Raw genomic sequence first — 21006 nt, 5'->3', positions numbered from 1 at the left:
GTTGCCTTCACCGCGCCCGCCCCCCGAAAGGTTGGGCATAGCCCTGCCACCGTAGGACCGGCACTCTGGCAAAGGGATGGCCGCCACCCTGTCGTTAGCGAACCGTTACGTCAATGAAGCGCGACCGCCAGTTCGCAAAGAATTGGCGCGAAAAGCAGGGCGGGCAGGAGATCGGCCACCGGGATCTCCCGTACCCGCAAGAGCCGCAAGGCGACGCCGACGAGGAGCAGGCCGCCCGTGGCCTCCAGTGCGGCGAGGTGCGCATCGGGCAGCACGTCGCCCAGGCCGAGCCCCAGCAGCGTCAGCGAGCCCTGCACGACGAGCACCGTGAGCGCGCTGGCGGCGACCCCCCAGCCGAACGAGGCGGCGAACGCGATCGCCGCGAACCCGTCCAGCGCGGCCTTCAGGTAGAGCTGCTCCGCGCCGTTGCCGAGCCCGTCGTTGAGCGAGCCGAGGATGGTCAGCGGGCCGGTGCAGAACAGCAGCGAGGTCACGACGAAGCCCTCGATGAAGCGGTGCCGCTCCACGGAGCCGGTGTCGCCGCTCAGCCGGGACTGCAGCCAGCCGCCGAGGCCCTCCACCCGGGACTCCAGGCGCAGCAGCGACCCGACGATCCCGCCGAGCAGCAGCGCACCCAGAACGATCAGCATCGGCGCCCCGGTCCCGACCTCGTCGGTGAGGTCGTCGCTGAGCACCGCCATCGCCGACGTGCCCGCGATCAGCAGGGTCAGCAGGCCCAGCCCGTCGGTGACGACGTCACGCGTGCGGGTCGGGAGACGGTTGCCGAGCAGCACCCCGAGGGAGGCGCCGAGCAGGACGGTGACGACGTTCACGGCGGTGCCGATACCGGGGATCACAGGACTCCTCTGACAGGACAGCGGCCCTGAGCGTAGTCTCGTGCAGTGGTGCCGTGTTCGGGGGACAGGAGACACGGCGTACAGGCGGAGGTCGAAAAGGTCATGACTCGATGAGCCGCTCGTCGGTGAGCCTGCGTCCAGCCGTGCCGGGGGACGCAGCAGACCTCGCCGGACTGTGGACCGACGTGCTGCGTCGGACCGGTCCCGAGGACCAGGTGATCGACATGGAGGCGGTGCTCGCGAGGCTCTCGGAGTCGACCGACGAACGCATCGTGGTCGCGGAGTACGACGGCGAGTTCGCCGGCGCCGTGCACCTCCAGGCGACCACCATGTCCGCCCTGAACCTCGAGCCCGTCGTCCGCGCGCTCTCGCCGCACGTGCTGCCGCGCTTCCAGCGCCACGGCATCGGCAGCGCACTGATGGACGCCGGGGTCACCTGGGCCGAGGAGCTCGGCATCGGCCACGTCGCCACGGCCGCCGTCGCGGGCTCCCGCGACGCCAACCGCTTCATGGCGCGCATCGGGCTCGGACCGTACGCCGTCCTGCGCGTCGCGACGACGCACGCCGTGCGATCCCGCCTCGGCGCCCAGCGCCGGCCGGCGCGGTCCTCCGCGGGCGGCCGTCAACTCACCCAGGTGCTCGCCGCCCGGCGCTCCCTGCGGCGCTCGCGCGCGGGCGCGGAGAGCTAGGGCGTCTTAGGTGGGTTCGGCGGCCTCCCGGCGCTCCGACATCACCTGGCTGCGACGCCAGGGACCCGGGCAAACCCCAGGTCCCGACCGCAGGTCGGCGTCCTTGCGATGGCCGGACGATGGCGAACCGATCAGCCGACGAAGCGGTCCTTGGGCAGCAGCGCGCAGGTGATGCGCGAGGTGCAGACCCGCTTGCCGCGCTCGTCGGTGATGACGACGTCGTACGACGCGCTGGTGCGGCCGAGGTGGATGGCGGTGGCGGTGCCGGTGACCACGCCGGACGTGGCCGAGCGGTGGTGGGTGGCGTTGATGTCGATGCCGACCGAGAGCCGGTCGGGGTGGGCGTGGAGGGCCGAGCCGATCGACCCCAGGGTCTCGGCGAGCACGACCGAGGCGCCGCCGTGGAGGAGGCCGTAGGGCTGGGTGTTGCCCTCGACGGGCATCGTGGCGACCACGCGCTCGGCCGAGATCTCGACGAGCTCGATGCCCATCTTCTCGTTGAGCCCGCCCATGCCGTGGGGCATCTGCGCGAGGAATTCGTCGATGTCCAGGTCGTCGCTCATGGCCCCATCCTGCATGTCGGCGGGCGCCGATAGAGTCGCAGGGTGCCACGCCTGCTGCTGCTCGACGGTCACTCGCTCGCCTACCGCGCGTTCTTCGCGCTGCCCGTCGAGAACTTCTCGACGACGACGGGCCAGCACACCAACGCCGTCTACGGCTTCACCTCGATGCTGATCAACGTGCTGCGCGACGAGCAGCCCACCCACGTCGGGGTCGCCTTCGACGTCTCGCGCCAGACGTTCCGCCTCGAGCAGTACTCCGAGTACAAGGCCAAGCGGAACAAGACGCCCTCGGAGTTCAGCAGCCAGCTGCCGCTGATCGAGGAGGTGCTGAACGCGCTGCGCATCCCGTTCCTGAAGAAGGACGGCTTCGAGGCCGACGACATCATCGCCACGCTCGTCACCCAGGCGCTCGCCGAGGACGACATGGAGGTGCTGATCCTCACCGGCGACCGCGACTCGATCCAGCTGGTCACCGACCGCTCGACGGTGCTCTACCCGATGCGCGGGGTGTCCGACCTGGCCCGGATGACCCCGCAGGCGGTCGAGGAGAAGTACGGCGTCCCGCCGCACCGCTACCCCGAGCTCGCCGCGATCGTGGGCGAGACGTCCGACAACCTGCCGGGTGTGCCCGGGGTCGGCCAGGGCTTCGCCGCGAAGTGGATCAACCAGTACGACGGCCTCGACGGCGTGATCACCCACGCCGACCAGATCACCGGCAAGAAGGGCGAGGCGCTGCGCGCGCACCTCGGCGACGTGATCCGCAACCGCCAGCTCAACGCCCTCGTGCGCGACCTGGACCTCGAGCTCGGCCCGGCCGACCTCGCGCTGCGGCCGTGGGACCGCCAGGAGGTGCACACGCTCTTCGACGGTCTCGAGTTCCGGGTGCTGCGCGACCGGCTCTTCGAGACCCTGACCTCCGAGGAGGAGCTCGAGGGCACCGGGTTCGACATGTCGACAAAGCTCCTCGGCGCCGGGGAGCTCGGGCCGTGGCTCGCCGAGCACACCTCCGCCGACGAGCGGGTCGGCGTGCACGTCGTGGGCCGCTGGGGCGCCGGCACCGGCGACGTCACCGGCCTCGCGCTCGCGACCACCGACGGGACCGCGGCGTACGTCGTCGCGGAGGACCTGGACGCCGCCGACCAGGAGGTCCTCGCGACCTGGCTGGCCGACCCGAAGCAGCCCAAGGTGCTGCACGACGCCAAGGGCCCGATGCTCGCCCTCGCCGCGTGGGGGATGCCGCTGTCCGGGCTCGACCGGGACACCGCGCTGTCGGCGTACCTCGCCCGACCCGACCAGCGCTCCTACGACCTCGCCGACCTCACGGTGCGCTACCTCAAGCGCGAGCTCAAGCAGGGCGGGGCCGCCGACGACGGCCAGCTCAGCCTGGGCCTCGAGGACGAGTCCGTCGGCGAGATCGAGATGCTGCACGCCCGCGCGGTGCTCGACCTCGCCGCGGCGCTCGACGAGGAGCTCGAGGAGCGCGGCGGCACCCGGCTGCTCAACGACATCGAGCTGCCGCTGGTCGACCTGCTGGCGAAGATGGAGCAGACCGGCATCGCCGTCGACACCGAGCACCTCGAGGCGCTGGAGGGCCACTTCGCGGCCGAGGTCCGAGGCGCCGCCGAGGAGGCGTACGCCGTCATCGGCAAGGAGATCAACCTCGGCTCGCCCAAGCAGCTGCAGGTCGTGCTCTTCGACGAGCTCGACATGCCGAAGACCAAGCGCACCAAGACCGGCTACACCACCGACGCCGACGCGCTGCAGGCGCTGTACGTCAAGACCGAGCACCCGTTCCTGCTGCACCTGCTGCGCCACCGCGACGTGGCCCGGCTGCGGCAGACCATCGAGGGGCTCCTCAAGACCGTCGCGGGCGACGGTCGGATCCACACCACGTTCAACCAGCTGATCGCGGCGACGGGGCGGCTCTCGAGCACCGACCCCAACCTCCAGAACATCCCGGTCCGCACCGAGGAGGGCCGCCGGATCCGCGAGGGCTTCGTGGTGGGCGCCGGCTACGAGTCCCTGATGACCGCGGACTACAGCCAGATCGAGATGCGGATCATGGCGCACCTGTCCGAGGACGCCCTGCTCATCGAGGCGTTCAAGTCCGGGCAGGACTTCCACTCGATCACCGCCGCGCGGGTCTTCGACGTGCCGGCCGACCAGGTCGGCACCGAGGAGCGGGCGAAGATCAAGGCGATGAACTACGGCCTCGCCTACGGCCTGTCCGCGTTCGGCCTCAGCCAGCAGCTCGGCATCGAGCCCGGCGAGGCCCGCGGCCTGATGGACGAGTACTTCGAGACCTTCGGCGGCATCCGCGACTACCTCGGCGGCGTGGTCGAAGAGGCCCGCAAGACCGGCTTCACCGAGACGATCAAGGGCCGGCGCCGCTACCTGCCCGACCTCACCAGCGACAACCGCCAGCGCCGCGAGATGGCCGAGCGGATGGCCCTCAACGCGCCGATCCAGGGGTCGGCTGCGGACCTGATCAAGATCGCGATGCTGAACGTCGACCGGGCGATCCTCGACGCCGGGCTCAAGTCCCGGATGCTGCTCCAGGTCCACGACGAGCTCGTGTTCGAGGTCGCGCCGGGGGAGCAGGAGGCGCTCGAGGTGCTGGTCCGCCAACACATGGGTGCGGCCGCGGACCTCGCGGTGCCGCTCGACGTGTCAGTCGGCTTCGGTCGCAGCTGGCACGAGGCCGCCCACTGACGGGCGGGTCACGTACAGGCTGATCGCGAGCAGCGCCGCCAGCAGCAGCGCGTCGACGGTCAGCACCACCGACAGCAGGCCCCGCAGGCTGTCGGCGCTGAGGCCGAGGGCGACGAGCGTCAGGAACGCCGCCCACACCAGGAACACCGAGCGCTTCCCCTGCCGCGCGAGCACCGAGTACACCAGCAGCTGGAGCATCGCCAGGACGGTGCCGAGGATCGCGAAGATCCAGAGGTGGTCGGCGATCTCGTCGTACCGGTGCCCGCCGACGAAGACCAGCGCCAGCTGGGGGAGCACGGCCGCCCCGGCGGTGGCCAGCGCGCCGACCACCGCGATCAGGCCGAGGCTGCCGGTCAGCGCCCGGCGGCGCTCGGCGATCGTCGACATCGACGGGAACGCGATGACGACGACGAACTGAGGCAGGAACAGCACCGCCTTGGTGAGGATCAGGCCGCCCGCGTAGAGGCCGGCGTCGTGCTCGCTGAGCACGTTGCGGGCGATGACGATGTCGGCGTTCGACAGGGCGAAGAACGCGAGCAGCACCTGCGAGTTGAGGACGGACTCGCGGATGACCCGCCGGAAGCCGTGGTCCTCGCTGTGCACCCCGGAGTCGATCCGGCCACGCAGGAACCACCACCCGGCGACCACCGGGGCGCAGGCGCCCAGCCCGGTGCCGATCAGCGCGGTGAGCTCGCTCGGCTGCCAGAGCAGCAGCGCGGTGCCGATCACCACGCGCGGCACGCCGCTGAGGATGTACAGGATCGACAGCGCTCCCCAGCGCCGCTCGCCCTGCAGGATGCCCGCCTGCCCGCCCATGATCGTGAACGGCACGGACACGACCGCGAGGACCGCGGCGGTGAGCAGGCTGTCGAGCCGCAGCACCACGTTCAGCAGCGGCGCGAGCACCAGGAGCAGCACGCCGAGGGCGATCGCCGCCCGGTAGGTGACCCCGAGGATCGTCTTCTCGATCTGCGCGACGTGCTCCGGCTCCGCGGCGATCCGGCGCGCCGCGGTCGCCTGCAGCCCCAGCTGCAGCACCGTCACCACCAGCAGGGTGGCCATCAGGCTGGCGAAGGCGCCGTACGAGCCCGGCCCGAGCATCCGCGCAGCGACCATCGTGAAGCCGTACGTCGCGACGTTCATGATGCCCATCGCCACGGCGATCGATCCGCCACCGCCGAGCACGGCGGTCAGCCGACGCGTATCAGGAGCCACGGCACGGAGGGTATCCGCACACCTGAATGGTTTGATCGGCGCGTGCACGTCTGGACTCGCCGCCCGCCGATGATGTGGCCGGGCATCTGGTCGCTGGCCCTCGCGGGCCTGCTGCTCGGTCCCGCGCTCGGGCCCGGCTACGTGCTGAGCTACGACCTGGTCTGGGTGCCGGACCTGGCGTTCCGGGGCGACTTCCTCGGCCTCTCGACGGGGCTGCCCCGCGCGGTGCCGTCGGACGCGGTCGTGTCGGTGCTCGACGAGGTGGTCCCGAGCCAGCTCCTCCAGAAGCTGATGCTCGCCGGGTTCCTCGTGGCGGCCGGCGTCGGTACGGCGCGCCTGGTGCGGCCGGGGCCCGGCGCGACGCTCGCCCGGCTGGTCGCGGTCACGCTGGTCGTCTGGAACCCGTTCGTGGTCGAGCGGCTGGTGATCGGGCACTGGCCGGTGCTCGTGGGGTACGGCGTCCTCCCGTGGCTGGTCGCCGCGGCGCGGACGTGGCGGGTCGAGGGCCGGCCGCCGCCGCAGATCTGGGTGCTCGCCCCGCTGGGCAGCCTGAGCGCCAGCGCCGGCGTGGTGACCGCGGTCGTGGTGCTGGCCTTCGCGCTGACCGGCGGCGCGCGACGCTGGCTGGGACCGCTCGGACTGGTCGCCGCGGCGAACGCACCCTGGGTCGTGGCCGGGCTGCTGCACGCGGGGAGTGCGGTGACCGACGCGTCGGGCGCCGGTGTGTTCGGACTGTCCGGTGAGGGTTCCCTGCCCGCGCCGCTCACCGCCCTGTCGCTGGGCGGGATCTGGAACGGCGAGGCCGTGCCGTCGTCGCGCACCGGGTTCCAGGCCTGGGTCGCCCTCGTGCTCCTCGTCGCGCTCGTCGCCCTGGGCGCCCGCTCCTGGTGGCGGCACGAGGAGCGCCGTGACGCCCTGGCGTTCGTCGGCTGCTGGGGCGCCGGCATGACCGTCGCGCTGCTGACCTGGGCGGTCCCCGACGCGGTCGGCTGGCTCGTCCAGGAGGTGCCCGGCGCCGGCCTGTTCCGCGACGGCTCGCGCACCCTGGCCCTCTGCGCGCCGCTGCTCGTGCTGGTCGCCGCCGAGGGGGCCCGCCGGATCTGGTGCCGGGTCACCGAGCCGCCCGTGCTGCGGGCCGTGGTCGGCGCGACCCTGGTCGTGCTCCCGGTCTCGGTGCTGCCCGACGCGGCCTGGGGGGTCGCCGGCCGGCTCGTGCCCGTCGACTACCCCGCCTCGTGGGCCACGGCTCGCGACGTCGTCGAGGACGCGCACGCGAGCCGCCCCGGCGACGTGCTGCTCCTGCCGCTCACCAGCTACCGGGCACCGGCGTGGCTCGACGGCGGCAAGATCCTCGACCCGATGGGCCGCTACCTGACGCCGGACTACGTCGCGGCCGACGACCTCGTGGTCTCCGGGGTGCGCGTCTCCGGCGAGGACGCCCGGGTGCGCGACGTCCGGCGGGCGCTCGCCCTGCCCAGCCCGGAGTCGCGCGCCGAGGCGCTCGCCGCGCTCGGGATCGGGTACGTCGTGCTCGAGCCCGACGCCTTCGGGCCGGCGCCCGAGGTCGCGGGGGAGGTGCTGCTCGACGAGCCGGACGTCCGGGTCACGGCCCTGGGCGACGTCACCGAGCGCACGACGCCGACCGGCCGGGTGGTCGCCCTCGCGCTCGCGTGGAGCGCCTACGTCGCGAGCGTGGTGGTCGGGTCGGCCGCCTGCGTCGTCGCGGCCCGCCGCCGACGCCACACCGGTTCTGCAACAAGTTCCTGAGAAAGCTGGACCTGGCCCGATCGGCTGCTATGGTTCGAGCGAACTCTAGGGAGGGGTTGTCTCTTGACTACGATCATCGGAGCGATCGGCGCGCTCGTTCTGGGCGGCGCCATCGGCACGTTCACCATCGTCAGTGCTGTGAACAGTGTGAGCTCTCCCAGCGACTCGCCCTCGAGCGTCAGCTCCGAGCAGGGCGAGATCCCCTACGGCTCCACCGACTAGGTCTCACTCACGACCGCGGCGTCCGGCGCGGTCCACCGGCTCCTCGGGGTCCAGGCTGTCGATCAGTCGACCGCGCAGGGCCGCGTGCACGACGAGCGCGAACGACTCCTGAGCATGACCCCACGTGTAGGCATGGCTCATCGCCCGGGCCCCGTCGCCGAGTCGCGCCCTCAGGTCGGTATCGGTGAGCAGGGTCCGCACGGCCTCGGTCAGCTCCTGCGGTCCGTCGACGAGAAGGCCGGACATGCCGGCAGCGACGGACTCGACCGTGCCACCGGCGGTGCTGTACGCCACGGTGGGCGTGCCGTGCATCCCCGCCTCGCCGACCACCAGGCCCCAGCCCTCCTTCAGCGACGGCAGCACCAGCACCCAGGCCCGTTCGTAGATCTCGTGCTTCTTCTCCTCGCTGACGTGCCCGTGGAACACGACCGTGTCGCCGGCGCCGCGCGCGGCGGCGTACTCGTGGAGGTTGGCCTCCCACCAGCCGCTGCCGACGACGTCGAGGCGCAGGTCGGGGTGCTCCTCACGCAGCACGAGCGCCGCGTCGATGGCGTGCTCGACCTGCTTGTGCGGCACGAGCCTGCCCACCACGGCCAGCGTGGGCGTGGCGGCCTTGCCGGGCGTGACCGGCACGATCCGGTCGGTCCCGTTGTGAACGACGGCCACCCGCCTGCCCGCCACGCCGAGGGCGGCGAGCTCGGTGCGGGTCGCCCGGGAGACCGCGACGTACTGCGACCGGCGGTAGAGGAACGGCGCGAACCGCCGCTCGATCCACCAGCCGATGCGGCCGGAGAGACCCGGGTAGACGACCGGCCACTGCTCGCGGTGCACGTGGTGCACGAGCACGATCACCGGCCGGCGCGTGACCAGCCGGCTGAAGAACGGCAGCCCGTTCTGCACGTCGACCACGACGTCGACCGGCCCCAGGTCGCCGCGCCGCAACGCCCGCATGCCCTGGGCGTACACGCTCAGCTTGCCGCCGCGCCGGACGTAGCGGACACCGTCGACGACCTCGTCGGGCGGCGCGCCGGCGTACGCGGCGCAGAAGACCGTCACCTCGCAGCCGCGTTCGACGAGCCCGAGCGCGACCTTCTCCAGGTAGCGCTCGGCGCCACCGCCCTCCGGGTTCTGCGTGTCCCGCCAGCTCAGAAAGGCGACCCGCGTGCCCTTCAGGTCGTACCCGTCTGCCACCGGCCGAACACTACCGGCAGCCGGTCGGTAGGGTCGCGCGCGTGCCGAGAACGATGACCCGCGACCGATTCCGGGCCACCCTGCGCCGCTCGGTCCGGCTGCTGCGCGAGTTCCGGTACGAGCAGCCCGACCCGGCCCGCTTCTACACCGCGCTCGCCGAGGACTCCGCCGCCCAGCTCGACTCGTACGTCGACCTCGACGGCGCGGTGCTGCTCGACGTCGGCGGGGGACCGGGCTACTTCCGGACCGCGTTCCAGGCCGCGGGCGCGACGTACTACGCGCTCGACTCCGACGTCGGCGAGCTCTCGGGCCTCGGCGGCATCGAGTCGGGCACGGTGATCGGCAGTGGCATGCAGCTGCCGTTCCGCGACGGCGCCGTGGACGTCTGCTACTCCTCGAACGTGCTGGAGCACGTGCCCGCTCCGTGGCAGATGGCCGACGAGATGCTCCGGGTGACCCGCCCGGGCGGAACGGTCTTCATCAGCTACACGGTCTGGTACGGCCCGTGGGGCGGGCACGAGACGGCGCCCTGGCACTTCCTGGGCGGGGCCCGCGCCCGGCGCCGCTACGCGGCCCGGCACGGACACGAACCGAAGAACAAGTACGGCGAGTCGCTGTTCAGCGTCACCGTCCGTGACGGACTGCGCTGGGCCCGCGCCCAGACCGCGGGCGACGTGGTCGCGGTGATCCCGCGCTACAACCCCTGGTGGAGCCACTGGCTGGTCCGGGTGCCGCTGCTGCGAGAGGTGGTGACGTGGAACCTCGTGCTGGTACTCAGGAAGAGGTGACCGTCGAGCTGCCGGGCCCGGTGTCGCGGTTTCGGCTCCGACTGGCTTCGGCCTGCGCGCTGCTGGTCGGCATCGCGCTGATCCAGTCACCCGGGCTGCTCGTCGCCGACACCAAGCTCGACCTGCCGATCGCGCCGGGGCGGTTCCTGCTGCGCGCCGCGCACCTGTGGGACCCGCTCGGCGCCTTCGGCCAGCTGCAGAACCAGGCCTACGGCTACCTGTGGCCGATGGGCCCGTTCTTCCTCGGGGGCACCGAGGCCGGGCTTCCGGAGTGGGTGGTGCAGCGGCTGTGGCTCGCGCTCGTGCTCTCCGTGGCGCTGGTCGGCACGGCGCGGCTGGCGCGCGAGCTCGGGGTCCGCTCCGACCTGGCCTGCATCGTGGCCGGGTTCGCCTACGCGCTCTCGCCGCGGATGCTCAGCACGATGGGCCAGATCTCCATCGAGGCGTGGCCGAGCGCCCTGGCGCCGTGGGTCCTGCTGCCGCTCGTGATCGGCTCGACCCGCGGGTCCCCGCGTCGCGCGGCGGCGTGGTCGGCCCTGGCGGTCGCCATGGTCGGCGGTGTGAACGCGGCGGCGACGTTCGCCGTGATCCCGATGGGCGTGGTGTGGCTGCTGACGCGCAGCCACGGCCGGCGGCGTACGTCGATGATGCTGTGGTGGCCGGTCTTCACGCTGGTCGCCACGGCCTGGTGGCTGGTGCCGCTGTTCCTGCTCGGGACCTACAGCCCGCCGTTCCTCGACTTCATCGAGTCAGCGGCGAACACGACGTTCCCGACCACGCTCTACGACTCGTTGCGCGGCACCTCCAACTGGGTGGTCTACCTCGGTGACACCTCGCGGGCCGGCAACGACCTGCTCCGCGAGCCCGTGCTGATCCTCAACAGCGCGGTCGTGATGGTGCTCGGGCTGCTCGGCGTCGTGCACCGCCGCAACCCCGAGCGGCTGTTCCTCCTCCTCAGCCTCCTGCTCGGGATGCTGATGGTCACCATGGGCCACACCGGCTCGGTCCAGGGCTGGTTCGCCGACGAGATGAACACGGCGCTCGACGGCGTGCTCGCGCCACTGCGCAACGTCCACAAGTTCGACCCGGTGATCCGGCTCCCGATGGTGCTCGGCCTCGCGTGGACCGTCGACCGGCTGGTCTCCCACCTGCGCCGCGACCGGCAGGGGAGCACCGACCGGCTGAACGCCGCCCTGCAGCGGGTCACCACGACCGCGGTCCTGGCCACGGCCGTCCTCGCCGTCGCCGGTGCCGCGATCCCGGCCGCGACCGGTCGGATCACGCCGACCGGAGGGTTCGGCGCGATCCCCGACTACTGGTCCGAGACCAGCGACTGGCTGCACGACCGCGACGCGACCGCGCTGATCCTGCCGGGGTCGTCGTTCGGCGACTACATCTGGGGCTTCCCGCAGGACGAGCCGATCCAGCCCCTCGGCCAGAGCCCGTGGGCGGTGCGCAACGCGGTCCCGCTCACCCCGCCCGGGAACATCCGCATGCTCGACGCGATCGAGGAGCGGCTGACCCAGGGCGACGGCTCGGCCGCGCTCGCGACGTACCTGCACCGGGCCGGCGTCACCCACCTCGTGGTGCGCAACGACGTCACCCGCTCCTCCGACATCCCCGACCCGGTCCTGGTGCACCAGGCGCTCAACCAGTCGCCCGGGATCGTCCGGGTCGCGACGTTCGGTCCCGAGATCGGCGGCGACGCGTCGCTGGAGTCCGAGGACGGCTCACGGATCATCATCAACGGCGGCTGGCAGTCCGAGGTCCCCGCGATCGAGGTGTACGCCGTCGGCGACCGCGAGCGCGCCGTGACCAGCGAGGTCGCGCCGGTCGTCGTCGGCGGCTCGGAGGACCTCCTGCCGCTCTCGGAGTCCGGCGTCCTCGGCGTCGAGCCGACACGGCTGGCCGTCGACGTGCCCACGGACGAGGCTCCGGGAGCCCCGGTCATCCTGACCGACGGGCTGCGGGCCGTCGAGCGGCACTTCGGCAGGCTCCACAACGGACAGTCGGCGACGCTCGCGCCGAGCGACCCCCGCCGGCTCGCCAACCCCACGCGTGACTACCTGCCGGAGGGTGCCGACCCGTGGGTGACCTGGGCGCGCTACGACGGCATCGCCGGGGTCACCGCCTCGTCGTCCCGCTCCGACGCCAACAGCCTCGGCGTCGTCCAGCGCGGTCAGCTCCCGTTCGCCGCCCTCGACCGGTCCCCGCAGACCTACTGGCAGGCCTCCCAGTTCACCGCCGACGGCTGGTGGGAGGTGCAGCTCGAGGCGCCGACGCCGGTCGCGGAAATCCAGGTGACCGCCGGTCCCCACGAGCAGGAGATCGTCCGGGTCCGCGCCGGCGACCGGGTGTCGGAGCCGGTCACGATCTCGGCCGGCTCGACGCGGTCCATCCGGCTCGACGGTGCAGCCGTCGACTCGGTGCGCGTCGAGGACGCGTCCGGCCGCGCCGGGCGGCAGATGGCCCTCGCCGAGGTGCGCATCCCAGGTCTCACCGCCACCCGGTCGCTGGTCCTCCCGCCGGTCCCCGAGGAGTGGGGAGCGCCGGCCCGGATCGTGCTGCGCGCGGTCTCCGACGCCCGCACCGGGTGCGTCGAGGTGGCCACCAGCGTGCGCTGCGTGCCGGGGCGTGAGGTCGCGCCCGAGGAGCCGCTGGGCTTCCGCCGGCTCGTGACGCTGCCGGAGGCCGGGCAGTACGACGACATCGAGCTGCGCGTGCGCGGACGCGTCGGCGCGGACCTCGAGGCGCTGCTCGATCGCGACAAGTTCGCCACGGCGACGGCGACCTCGCGCAGCAACCCGGACCTGCGCTCCTCGGCGCTGGCCGCGATCGACGGCGACCCGGGGACCACCTGGACCGCGTCCCTCTCCGACGTGCACCCCGAGCTGCGGCTGACGTGGTTCGGGCCGCGGCGGGTGACCGGCCTGCAGCTGCGGCTGCTGGCCGAGGCGGACGCGCGGCTGCCGAACCGGCTCGTCGTGACGTGGCCCGGCGGCAGCCGGACCGTCGACGTCGACTCCCGGGGCAACGTGGAGCTGCCGGCGATCCGGACCGACACGCTGACGCTGGCCGTCGAGGAGGCGGACCCGGCGGTCACCATCGACTTCGACAGGACCCCGTCGGACGTCCCCGTGGGCATCACGGAGCTGCGCGTGCTCGGGGTGCCCGCGATCCCGCGCGCGGTCGGCGACACCGTGGTCGAGACGCCGTGCGGTTCGGGCCCTGCGGTGTCGATCGCGGACCAGACGTTCCCGACCGCGGTGGAGGCCACCGAGCGCCAGCTGTTCGTCGGCGCCACGGTGAAGGCCACGATCTGCGGCGACCCGCAGGTCGAGGTGCCGGCCGGCACCAGCGTCGTCGACGTCAGCACGTCGCGGCTGTTCACGCCGGTGTCGCTCGTGCTGGCCGACGACACCACCTGGTCCGCGGGTGCGACCTCGACCGCGGTGGACCCGGGCTCGGCGGCGGACCTGACGGTCGAGCCGGCCCCGGCGGGACAGCTGCTGGCCCTGCGACAGAACGCCAACGACGGCTGGACCGCGACCCAGGACGGACAGGAGCTCGAGCCCGTCCTCGTCGACGGGTGGCAGCAGGGCTGGGAGCTGCAGGACGGAACGCCGGTGCGCGCCGAGTTCACGCCGGACCGGGCCTACCGCGCCGGTCTCCTCGGGGGCGCCGTGGCGGTGCTCGCACTCCTGGTCCTCACCCTCGTGCGCTGGCGCCCGTGGCGCGACACCGCTGCACCGCAGCTGCGCCCGGCCCGCTGTCCCGCGCCGGTGCTCGCCGTGCTCGGCGTGCTGGGGGCAGGACTGCTGGCCGGATGGACCGGGTTCGCGCTGGCCGTCGTCGCGGTCGTCGTCGGCGCCGTGGCCGCGTCGCGGGCACCGACGGTCCTCGCGGCGCTCGTGGTCGTGACGCTGGTCCCGGCGGCCGCCGCCTACCTGGCGCGGCCGTGGGGATCCACGAACGGCTGGGCGGGCGACCTCGCCTGGCCGCACTACGCGGTGTTGGTCGCCCTGTGCTTGGTGGTCGGCGGGGTGGTCGGCGGGGTCCTCGGCGAACGCCGCAGCCGCAGGTTCTTGAGGCGCATCGCCGGCAGCTCGACCACCCGGTAGAGCACCTCGGACGCCGCCAGGCTGAGCACGACGGTGAGGCACCAGATCTGCCAGGTGTGGCCGCCGAAGAGCGGGTAGTCGGTCACCTGCATCACCAGGTAGAGGATCGGCAGGTGGATGCAGAACACGCTGTAGGAGATGTGCCCGATGTGGCGCGGCAGCGGCGCCGACATCAGGTGCGCGTACCGGGAGTCGGGCACGGCCCGGATCCCGGTCAGCACGACCAGCCCACCGATGACGGCGTACAGCGCGTGCTTGGTGAGCGACTCGGCGTCGGTCGCGGCGTACAGCAGCGTCGGCCCCGCCAGCGGGGTCGACGCCACGAGCATCAGGCCGGCCACGGCGGTCCAACAGACGCCCGGCGAGCCGGCCAGGTGGTCGAGCGTGCGGCAGACCGCCGGCGGCCGCTCGCGGGTCTGGTCGAGCACGTGCGCCAGCGCCAGGCCGATCCCGACCGCGAACCAGCTCAGGTACGCCGGCAGCCACTGCGCGGGGGTGCCGTCGGTGTGCTGGTCCACGGTGGCGGCGAGGCCGAGGTGCCACCAGCAGCTGAGCGCGACCATCGCCGCGAGCAGCACCGTGACCCGCACGGGCCGCAGTGCGCCCCGGCGGCCGAGGGCGAGGAACATCAGCAGCGGCAGCACCGCGTAGAACGAGACCTCGACCGCGAGGCTCCACATCTGGGTCAGGCCCTGGGGGAGCAGGGTGGTCGAGTAGATGTTGGTCATCGTCAGCGTGTGCACCCACGCGGTCACGCTGAGGCCGTCGTTCTCCGGGATGAGCGTGAGCGCCAGCACGACGGTCACGATGTACACCGGGTAGATCCGCAGCAGCCGCTTCCAGTAGTAGCGGCCGGTCCCGGGGTGGGGCAGGGTCGCCGCGCGGCGGGCGAAGTACGGCCGGCTGAGCAGGAAGCCGGACAGCACGAAGAAGATCGCGACACCGACGTCGAGGCGAGACAGGATCGCGCCCCACGTCCCGTCGCGCACGTAGGCGCCGGACTGGAACGCGACGTGCGTGGTGAGGACCGCCAGGGCCCCGATGGCGCGCAGTGAGTCGAGGACCGCGAACTGGGGGTTGACCTCCAGCCGCGACGAGGTCGTGTCGGTGCTCACGGCAGCTCTCCTCCGGGCTTCGGGTCACCCACCTCGACGGCGTCCACGCACATCACGACGCCGGGGTCCAGGCCGTCGATCCGCAGGCTGTCGAAGCTCCCGCTGATCTTCACATACAGGTCGTGCAGCCCGGCCATGACCTCCGCGTCGACGGTGCTGGTCCCGGCCTCGACGGTGACCGGCGAGTCCGCGTTGGCCAGGTAGCCGATCCGCACCCACCAGGTCCAGTCGAGCGTCTGGTTGGTGAGCGGGATCGTGAGCCCGTCCTCGTCGACCTGCCAGCCGCAGCCCTCGATCGGTCCGGGCGCGGCCGCGGTGCCGCCGTCGATCTCGACCTCGCGCAGGGTCCCGTCCTCGGCGACGACGGCCAGCGCGGGGGACCACTCCGGGAACGACAGCTCTCCGGGCAGGAGCCGGGAGAGCCGCGAGACCCGGTTGTCGGGATCCAGCAGCCCCGACATCACCGGGTCGGGGACCGGGGTGTCGGCGGCGTCGACGACGCCGTGGTGCTCCAGCTCGGACGCCAGCGTCTCCATGAAGGACGCGCCGACGTTGTGGTCGCGCCACCAGTTGACGTAGCGGACCGTGCTGACCGTGCCCGAGACGGCGACCAGGGCCGTGACCACCACGACGGCCGTGGCCGGGACGGCGCGGGTGAGGAGCGGCGGGTCGCGTGGCTCGCTGCTCTCCAGAGCGCCCTCGACGGGCAGGAACGCCAGGCCGAGCGTCAGCGCGACCACGCACGCCGCGTCGGTGAGGTAGCGGTACTCGAGACCGATGTCGGCGCCGAACGCCGCCACCCGGTTCGTGACCACGAGCCCCGCCAGGACCGCGAGGTAGCCCGCCAGCAGTGCCCAGGCCCGGCCGGCCCGCCGGCGGCGCAGCACGCTGTAGACGATCACCAGGACGATGAGGATCCACGACAGGTGGACCGCCCAGTCCGGGGGAGCGGCGACACCCACCTTCTGCGTCCAGCGCCACGGGCCGCCGGCGACCGCCGCGGGGAACGCGGTGCCGAGCATGTTGTCGACGGCCTCCAGCGCGTCGACGACCGAGGGAAGCTCGGTCTGCCCACTGGTGTGGCTGGCGTAGTAGGCGGCGTAGCCCAGGCCCGGGACGGCGCCCATCACGACGGCGGGCCAGTAGCGCCGGACCGTCCCGACCAGGCGGCGGACGATCCCTCCCGAGCTGAAGTACGCGACCGCGAGGAACGCGACGACCGGGACGATCAGCAGGGCCTTGACGTCGGAGACGAGCCCGACGGCGACCCCGGCGTACGCCGCGACCGCCCAGCGCAGGCCGTCGCCACGGAAGTAGCGGACCGCGGCGGCCACGGCCGCGAAGAACCCGAGCTGCATGGTGAGCTGGTTGAGGCTCGCGGTCCACCACATCAGCGCCGGCACGGTCATCGACGTGCTCAGGTAGAGCGTGAGGGGGACGAGGATGCCCCAGCGCCGGCCGAAGAGCGTGACCAGCATCCAGACCGCGGCGAGGTTCGCGAGCAGCTGGACGACCAGCGTCGCCGACGCCGCGGCCGTCCAGTTCAGCGGCCCGGTCGCGGCCACCACCCAGACGAGCGCCCGGCCGAACGGCATCAGGTGCACGTTCCACGGCTCGAGCAGGTAGTCGGCGCCGAACCCCGCCTCCTGCGCGTCCAGCAGGAGGCTGAGGTCGTCGTAGTAGAACCAGTTCGTGAACAGGGCCCACGCGGTCAGGCCGACCTGGGCGAGGACCAACGTCGCCGCCGCGCCGAGGGTGAGGTCGTGCTCACGGTCGGTGAGGAGCGCGCTGAGCGCCGCGCGGCGCGACAGCCCGGGTCTCACTTCTCGCACCGGCCCTCCTCAGGCGGGGACTATGCCACAGAACCACCGGTCCCAACGGTAGGTTGTCGACGACCTCAAGCGATGGGACGGACAGGCGCGTGGCTCGGCAGTTCGACTTTGACATCTGTGTCGTCGGTGGTGGCGGGCACGTCGGATTCCCGCTGGCGGTGGCCTTCGCCTCGCGCGGGCTGCGGGTGTGCATCTACGACATCAACGCGGCCGTCGTGGAGACCATCAACCTCGGCCGGGCGCCGTTCCTCGAGCCGGGCGTCGCGGAGCCGCTGCAGGACGCGCTCGCGTCGGGCCGGCTGGTGGCCACCACGGACCGGGCGCAGGTCAGCGTGTCCGAGAACGTCGTGATCGTGGTCGGCACCCCGGTCGACCAGTACCTCAGCCCCGACCCGGAGGCGGTGCCCCGGGTGGTCGGCGAGCTGAGCGACCTGCTCGTGCCGGGACAGCTCGTGGTGCTGCGCAGCACCGTGTTCCCCGGGGTGACCAGGAGGGTCGAGAAGCTGCTGGCGCCGGACCACCCCGACGTCGACCTGGCCTTCTGCCCGGAGCGGATCGCCGAGGGCCGTGCGATGACGGAGCTGTTCACGCTGCCCCAGCTGGTGGCGGCCCGCTCCGAGCAGGCCCGGAAGCGGGCCGGGGCGCTGTTCGCGAGGCTCACGGACGTGGTCATCGAGCTCGAGCCCGAGGAGGCCGAGCTCGCCAAGCTGTTCACGAACTCCTGGCGCTACATCAAGTTCGCCGCCGCGAACCAGTACTACATGATCGCGAACGACCTGGGCCTGGACTTCGCCCGGATCCGCGACGCGATGACGCGCGACTACCCGCGCTCGGCCGACCTGCCGGGCGCCGGCTTCGCCGCCGGGCCGTGCCTCTTCAAGGACACCATGCAGCTCGCGTCGGTCACCGGCGGCTCGTTCGCCCTCGGTCACTCCGCGATGCTCGTCAACGAGGGCCTGCCCGACTACCTGGTGCGCCGGATGGAGCAGGAGCACGACCTGCCCTCGCTGACCGTGGGCATCCTCGGCATGGCCTTCAAGGCCGAGAGTGACGACCGCCGCTCGAGCCTGTCGTACCGGCTGAAGCGGGTGCTCGCGTTCCGCGCCGGCCGCGTGCTCACGACCGACCCCTATGTCGCGGACGACCCGGAGCTCCTGCCGCTCGAGCAGGTGCTCGCCGAGGCCGACCTCCTCGTCGTCGGCGCTCCGCACGCCGCCTACCGTGACCTCGTGGTCGACGTACCGGTGGTGGACGTGTGGAACCTGCTCGGAGAGGGGTCGCTGCTGTGACGCCCACAGCGGTGTCGGTGATCGTCCCGGCCTACCACGAGGCCGAGGGCATCGGCCGGGTGCTGGACCGGCTCATCGACGGCATCTCGCTGGAGTTCGAGATCGTCATCGTGGTCGACGACCCGGACGACCCGACGGTCGCCGCGGTGCACGAGCACGTGCCCGACGAGCCGCGGGTGCGGACGCTGGTCAACACCTACGGCCGCGGCCCGGCGAACGCGATCCGCTACGGCATCGACGCCGCCCGGCACCCGGTCGTGGTCGTCACGATGGCGGACGGGAGCGACGACCCGCGGATGATCGACCCGCTCGCGCGCCTGGTCGAGCGGGGCGTGGTGGTCGCGGCCGCGTCGCGCTACTCCCCGGGCGGCCAGCAGGTCGGGGGACCGGCGTTCAAGGGGCTGCTCTCGCGCACCGCCGGCCGCACCCTGGGGACGTTCGGCCGGGTCGGCACCGACGATGCGACCAACAGCTTCAAGGCGTACTCCACGGAGTTCGTCCGCGAGGTCGGCATCGACAGCCGCAGCGGTTTCGAGATCGGCCTCGAGCTCACGGCCAAGGCCCGCCGGCTGCGACGTCCGGTGGCCGAGCTCCCCACGATCTGGCTGGACCGCACGCTGGGGGAGTCCCACTTCGACCTGAAGGGGTGGGTGCCGAAGTACCTGCGCTGGTACTTCTTCGCGTTCGGTCCCGAGCTCACCGTCGAGCAGGTCCGGGCCGAGGGTGCGAGGATTGCGGCGCGCAACGAGGGAAAGGGCGGCGGACGTGTCTGAGGGAGTGGGCCAGCGAGTGCTGGTGACCGGCTCGGCGGGCTTCATCGGCGGCTACGTCGTCGAGGAGCTGCTGAGCCGCGGCTACGCCGTGACCGGCATCGACAACTACTCGAAGTACGGGCCGGTGACCAAGTCGTACGACGACCACCCGGCCTACACCTTCGTCGAGGGCGACGTCCGCGACCTCGACCTGATGACCGGGCTGCTCGCGGACTGCGACCACATGATCGCCGGCGCCGCGCTGATCGGCGGCATCTCGTACTTCCACACCTACCCCTACGACCTGCTCGCGACCAACGAGCGGATCATCGCCTCGACGTGCGACGCCGCGATCCGGGTGCTCCCCGCGGGCCGGTTGAGGAAGGTCACCTACGTCAGCTCGTCGATGGTGTTCGAGTCCACCGACCACTGGCCCTCGAAGGAGGGCGACGAGCGCCGGATCCCGCCGCCGCTGTCGTCGTACGGGTTCCAGAAGCTCGCCGTCGAGTACTTCGCCCGGGCGGCCTGGGACCAGTACCACGTGCCGTACACGATCGTGCGCCCCTTCAACTGCGTCGGCGTCGGCGAGGGCCGGGCCCTCGGTGACGTCGAGATCCCCAGCGGCAACATCAAGCTCGCCATGAGCCACGTCGTGCCGGACCTGATCCAGAAGATCGTCAAGGGCCAGGACCCCGTCCACATCCTCGGCGACGGCTCCCAGGTGCGGCACTACACCTACGGCGTCGACCTGGCCCGCGGCATCGTCGAGGCGATGGAGTCGGAGCAGGCGCTCAACGACGACTTCAACCTGTCGACCGCCCAGTCGACCACGGTGCTCGAGCTGGCCGAGCTGATCTGGCGCAAGGTGCACGGACCGGACAAGCCGTTCGCGGTGACCAGCGACGACCCCTTCGAGCACGACGTGCAGCGCCGGGTCCCGGACGTCGCCAAGGCCGCCGAGGTCCTCGGGTTCACCGCGACGACCAGCCTCGACGAGATGCTGGACGTCGTGATCCCGTGGGTCACCCAGGCGATGGCCGAGGGGCTGATCTAGGCGCTGCGGTCGCTCCCGAGCCGGGCGCCGAAGATCGCGGTGCCCGGCGTGAACTGACCGCGGACGCCCGACCAGCCGCCCCAGACCCGGTCGTGGTCCGGCGGCCACTCCGGCTCCCGCAGGTCGGTGATGACGAAACCGGCGCCGGCCAGCAGCGCGACCCAGTCGCCGAGCGTGCGGTGGTGCTCGACGTACGACACCCGGCCGGTCGCGTCGTCGACCTCGACGTACGGCGTCCGGTCCCAGTAGGACTGGCTCGCGACCAACCCCTCCTCGCCGGGGTCGTCGGGGAACATCCAGCGGGTCGGGTGCGTGATCGAGAACGCGTAGCGCCCGCCCGGACGCAGGACCCGCGCGGTCTCGGCCACCGCGACGTCGATGTCGCTGACGAACTGCAGCGCCCCGAACGACGAGAACACGATGTCGAAGGAGTCGTCGGCGAAGGGCAGCGCGGTGGCGGTGCCGAGCACCGACGGCACCGGTACGCCGGTCTCCTGGTCGATCCGCCGGGAGTGCTGCAGCTGGCGCATGCTCAGGTCGAGGCCGTAGGAGCGGCCGCCGCGCGAGCGCACCCACCGTGAGCACTGCCCCGCGCCCGAGCCGACCTCGAGGACGTCGCGGTCCGCGACGTCCCCGAGGACGTGGGCCTCGGCCTCGGTCAGGCCCTCCGGGCCCCACACGAAGCCGGAGTCACCGAGGAACTCGCCGTGCGTGGCCTGGTACTCGTCGGCGTAGCGGTCCCAGTCGGGGCCGTTGGCCCGCCGGGACTCGTCCTCCGACACCGCGCGGCGCTCGACCCGCACCGGGGGATGGTTCTCCACGGTGCGGAGCGTAACCGG

The 21006-nt window shown here is 72.3% G+C and carries 16 protein-coding genes; 9 read left to right on the top strand and 7 right to left on the bottom strand.

The genetic code is table 11. The annotated features are described in order from the left end of the window. Positions 1-110 precede the first annotated feature (110 nt). A complete protein-coding gene (locus ABD875_RS04615; RefSeq protein ID WP_345171687.1) occupies positions 111-857 on the bottom strand; it encodes a DUF554 domain-containing protein in 747 nt (248 codons plus the stop codon). Positions 858-982: 125 nt separating this feature from the next. On the opposite strand from ABD875_RS04615, the gene ABD875_RS04610 reads away from it, so the two are divergent. Further along, the gene (locus tag ABD875_RS04610) at positions 983-1546 is read left to right on the top strand and encodes a GNAT family N-acetyltransferase (RefSeq protein ID WP_345171685.1); all 564 of its coding nucleotides are present in this window, start codon (positions 983-985) and stop codon (positions 1544-1546) included. A 131-nt stretch (positions 1547-1677) separates the two neighbouring features. Here ABD875_RS04610 and ABD875_RS04605 read toward each other — a convergent pair whose 3' ends face one another. Next, positions 1678-2109: a PaaI family thioesterase gene (locus ABD875_RS04605; protein ID WP_345171684.1), complete on the bottom strand. Its 432-nt coding sequence runs from the start codon at positions 2107-2109 to the stop codon at positions 1678-1680. A 42-nt stretch (positions 2110-2151) separates the two neighbouring features. Here ABD875_RS04605 and polA point away from each other — a divergent pair, with 42 nt between their 5' ends. Then, positions 2152-4821 (top strand): DNA polymerase I, encoded by a 2670-nt coding sequence (gene polA / locus ABD875_RS04600; protein WP_345171682.1) that lies wholly within the window; start codon positions 2152-2154, stop codon positions 4819-4821. Here the strand turns inward: polA and ABD875_RS04595 are convergent. After that, entirely contained in the window at positions 4780-6036 is a 1257-nt protein-coding gene (locus ABD875_RS04595) for a lipopolysaccharide biosynthesis protein (protein ID WP_345171680.1), read from the bottom strand. The genes polA and ABD875_RS04595 overlap by 42 nt on opposite strands. Positions 6037-6078: 42 nt before the next feature. Here ABD875_RS04595 and ABD875_RS04590 point away from each other — a divergent pair, with 42 nt between their 5' ends. Next, a complete protein-coding gene (locus ABD875_RS04590) occupies positions 6079-7803 on the top strand; it encodes an MmpA family trehalose lipid delivery protein (protein ID WP_345171678.1) in 1725 nt (574 codons plus the stop codon). 63 nt (positions 7804-7866) lie between these two features. Beyond that, the gene (locus ABD875_RS04585; protein WP_345171676.1) at positions 7867-8025 is read left to right on the top strand and encodes a hypothetical protein; all 159 of its coding nucleotides are present in this window, start codon (positions 7867-7869) and stop codon (positions 8023-8025) included. Positions 8026-8028: 3 nt separating this feature from the next. Here ABD875_RS04585 and ABD875_RS04580 read toward each other — a convergent pair whose 3' ends face one another. Then, complete coding sequence (locus ABD875_RS04580) at positions 8029-9216, bottom strand: glycosyltransferase family 4 protein (RefSeq protein ID WP_345171674.1); 1188 nt, start codon at positions 9214-9216, stop codon at positions 8029-8031. 41 nt (positions 9217-9257) lie between these two features. Here ABD875_RS04580 and ABD875_RS04575 point away from each other — a divergent pair, with 41 nt between their 5' ends. Together ABD875_RS04575 and ABD875_RS04570 are read left to right on the top strand one after the other, a co-directional pair. Then, positions 9258-10004, top strand: coding sequence for a class I SAM-dependent methyltransferase (locus ABD875_RS04575; RefSeq protein ID WP_345171672.1), 747 nt, complete (start codon positions 9258-9260; stop codon positions 10002-10004). Beyond that, positions 10001-14125 (top strand): alpha-(1->3)-arabinofuranosyltransferase domain-containing protein, encoded by a 4125-nt coding sequence (locus ABD875_RS04570; RefSeq protein WP_345171670.1) that lies wholly within the window; start codon positions 10001-10003, stop codon positions 14123-14125. The genes ABD875_RS04575 and ABD875_RS04570 overlap by 4 nt, the downstream gene beginning before the upstream one ends. Here the strand turns inward: ABD875_RS04570 and ABD875_RS04565 are convergent. Together ABD875_RS04565 and ABD875_RS04560 are read right to left on the bottom strand one after the other, a co-directional pair. Beyond that, positions 14008-15240 carry an acyltransferase family protein gene (locus ABD875_RS04565; RefSeq protein WP_345171668.1) on the bottom strand — a complete coding sequence of 411 codons (1233 nt, stop codon included), beginning with the start codon at positions 15238-15240 and terminating at the stop codon, positions 14008-14010. The genes ABD875_RS04570 and ABD875_RS04565 overlap by 118 nt on opposite strands. After that, positions 15237-17072, bottom strand: coding sequence for a hypothetical protein (locus tag ABD875_RS04560; protein WP_345171666.1), 1836 nt, complete (start codon positions 17070-17072; stop codon positions 15237-15239). The genes ABD875_RS04565 and ABD875_RS04560 overlap by 4 nt, the downstream gene beginning before the upstream one ends. A gap of 89 nt (positions 17073-17161) precedes the next feature. Between ABD875_RS04560 and ABD875_RS04555 the strand changes: the two genes are divergently transcribed. The 3 genes from ABD875_RS04555 to ABD875_RS04545 are packed head-to-tail and all read left to right on the top strand — an operon-like array spanning position 17162 to position 20167. Next, positions 17162-18361 carry a nucleotide sugar dehydrogenase gene (locus ABD875_RS04555; protein ID WP_345171664.1) on the top strand — a complete coding sequence of 400 codons (1200 nt, stop codon included), beginning with the start codon at positions 17162-17164 and terminating at the stop codon, positions 18359-18361. Continuing rightward, a complete protein-coding gene (locus ABD875_RS04550) occupies positions 18358-19134 on the top strand; it encodes a glycosyltransferase family 2 protein (protein WP_345171662.1) in 777 nt (258 codons plus the stop codon). The genes ABD875_RS04555 and ABD875_RS04550 overlap by 4 nt, the downstream gene beginning before the upstream one ends. Further along, entirely contained in the window at positions 19127-20167 is a 1041-nt protein-coding gene (locus ABD875_RS04545) for an NAD-dependent epimerase/dehydratase family protein (protein ID WP_345171659.1), read from the top strand. Before ABD875_RS04550 ends, ABD875_RS04545 begins: the two co-directional genes overlap by 8 nt. On the opposite strand, the gene ABD875_RS04540 is transcribed toward ABD875_RS04545, so the two are convergent. Then, on the bottom strand, positions 20164-20988 hold the full coding sequence (locus ABD875_RS04540) for a class I SAM-dependent methyltransferase (RefSeq protein WP_345171657.1): 825 nt from the start codon (positions 20986-20988) through the stop codon (positions 20164-20166). The two genes, ABD875_RS04545 and ABD875_RS04540, sit on opposite strands and share 4 nt — an antisense overlap. Positions 20989-21006 lie beyond the last annotated feature (18 nt).

Source organism: Nocardioides caricicola (genome assembly GCF_039541135.1).
GTDB lineage: Bacteria > Actinomycetota > Actinomycetes > Propionibacteriales > Nocardioidaceae > Nocardioides > Nocardioides caricicola.
Note: the sequence above shows the minus strand (reverse complement) of the source record. Positions and strands in the feature narration are given on the sequence as shown.

Excerpts from the sequence above, each read along its gene's own strand:
- ABD875_RS04605 (WP_345171684.1), bottom strand. The coding sequence starts at position 2,109 with ATGAGCGACGACCTGGACATCGACGAATTCCTCGCGCAGATGCCCCAC.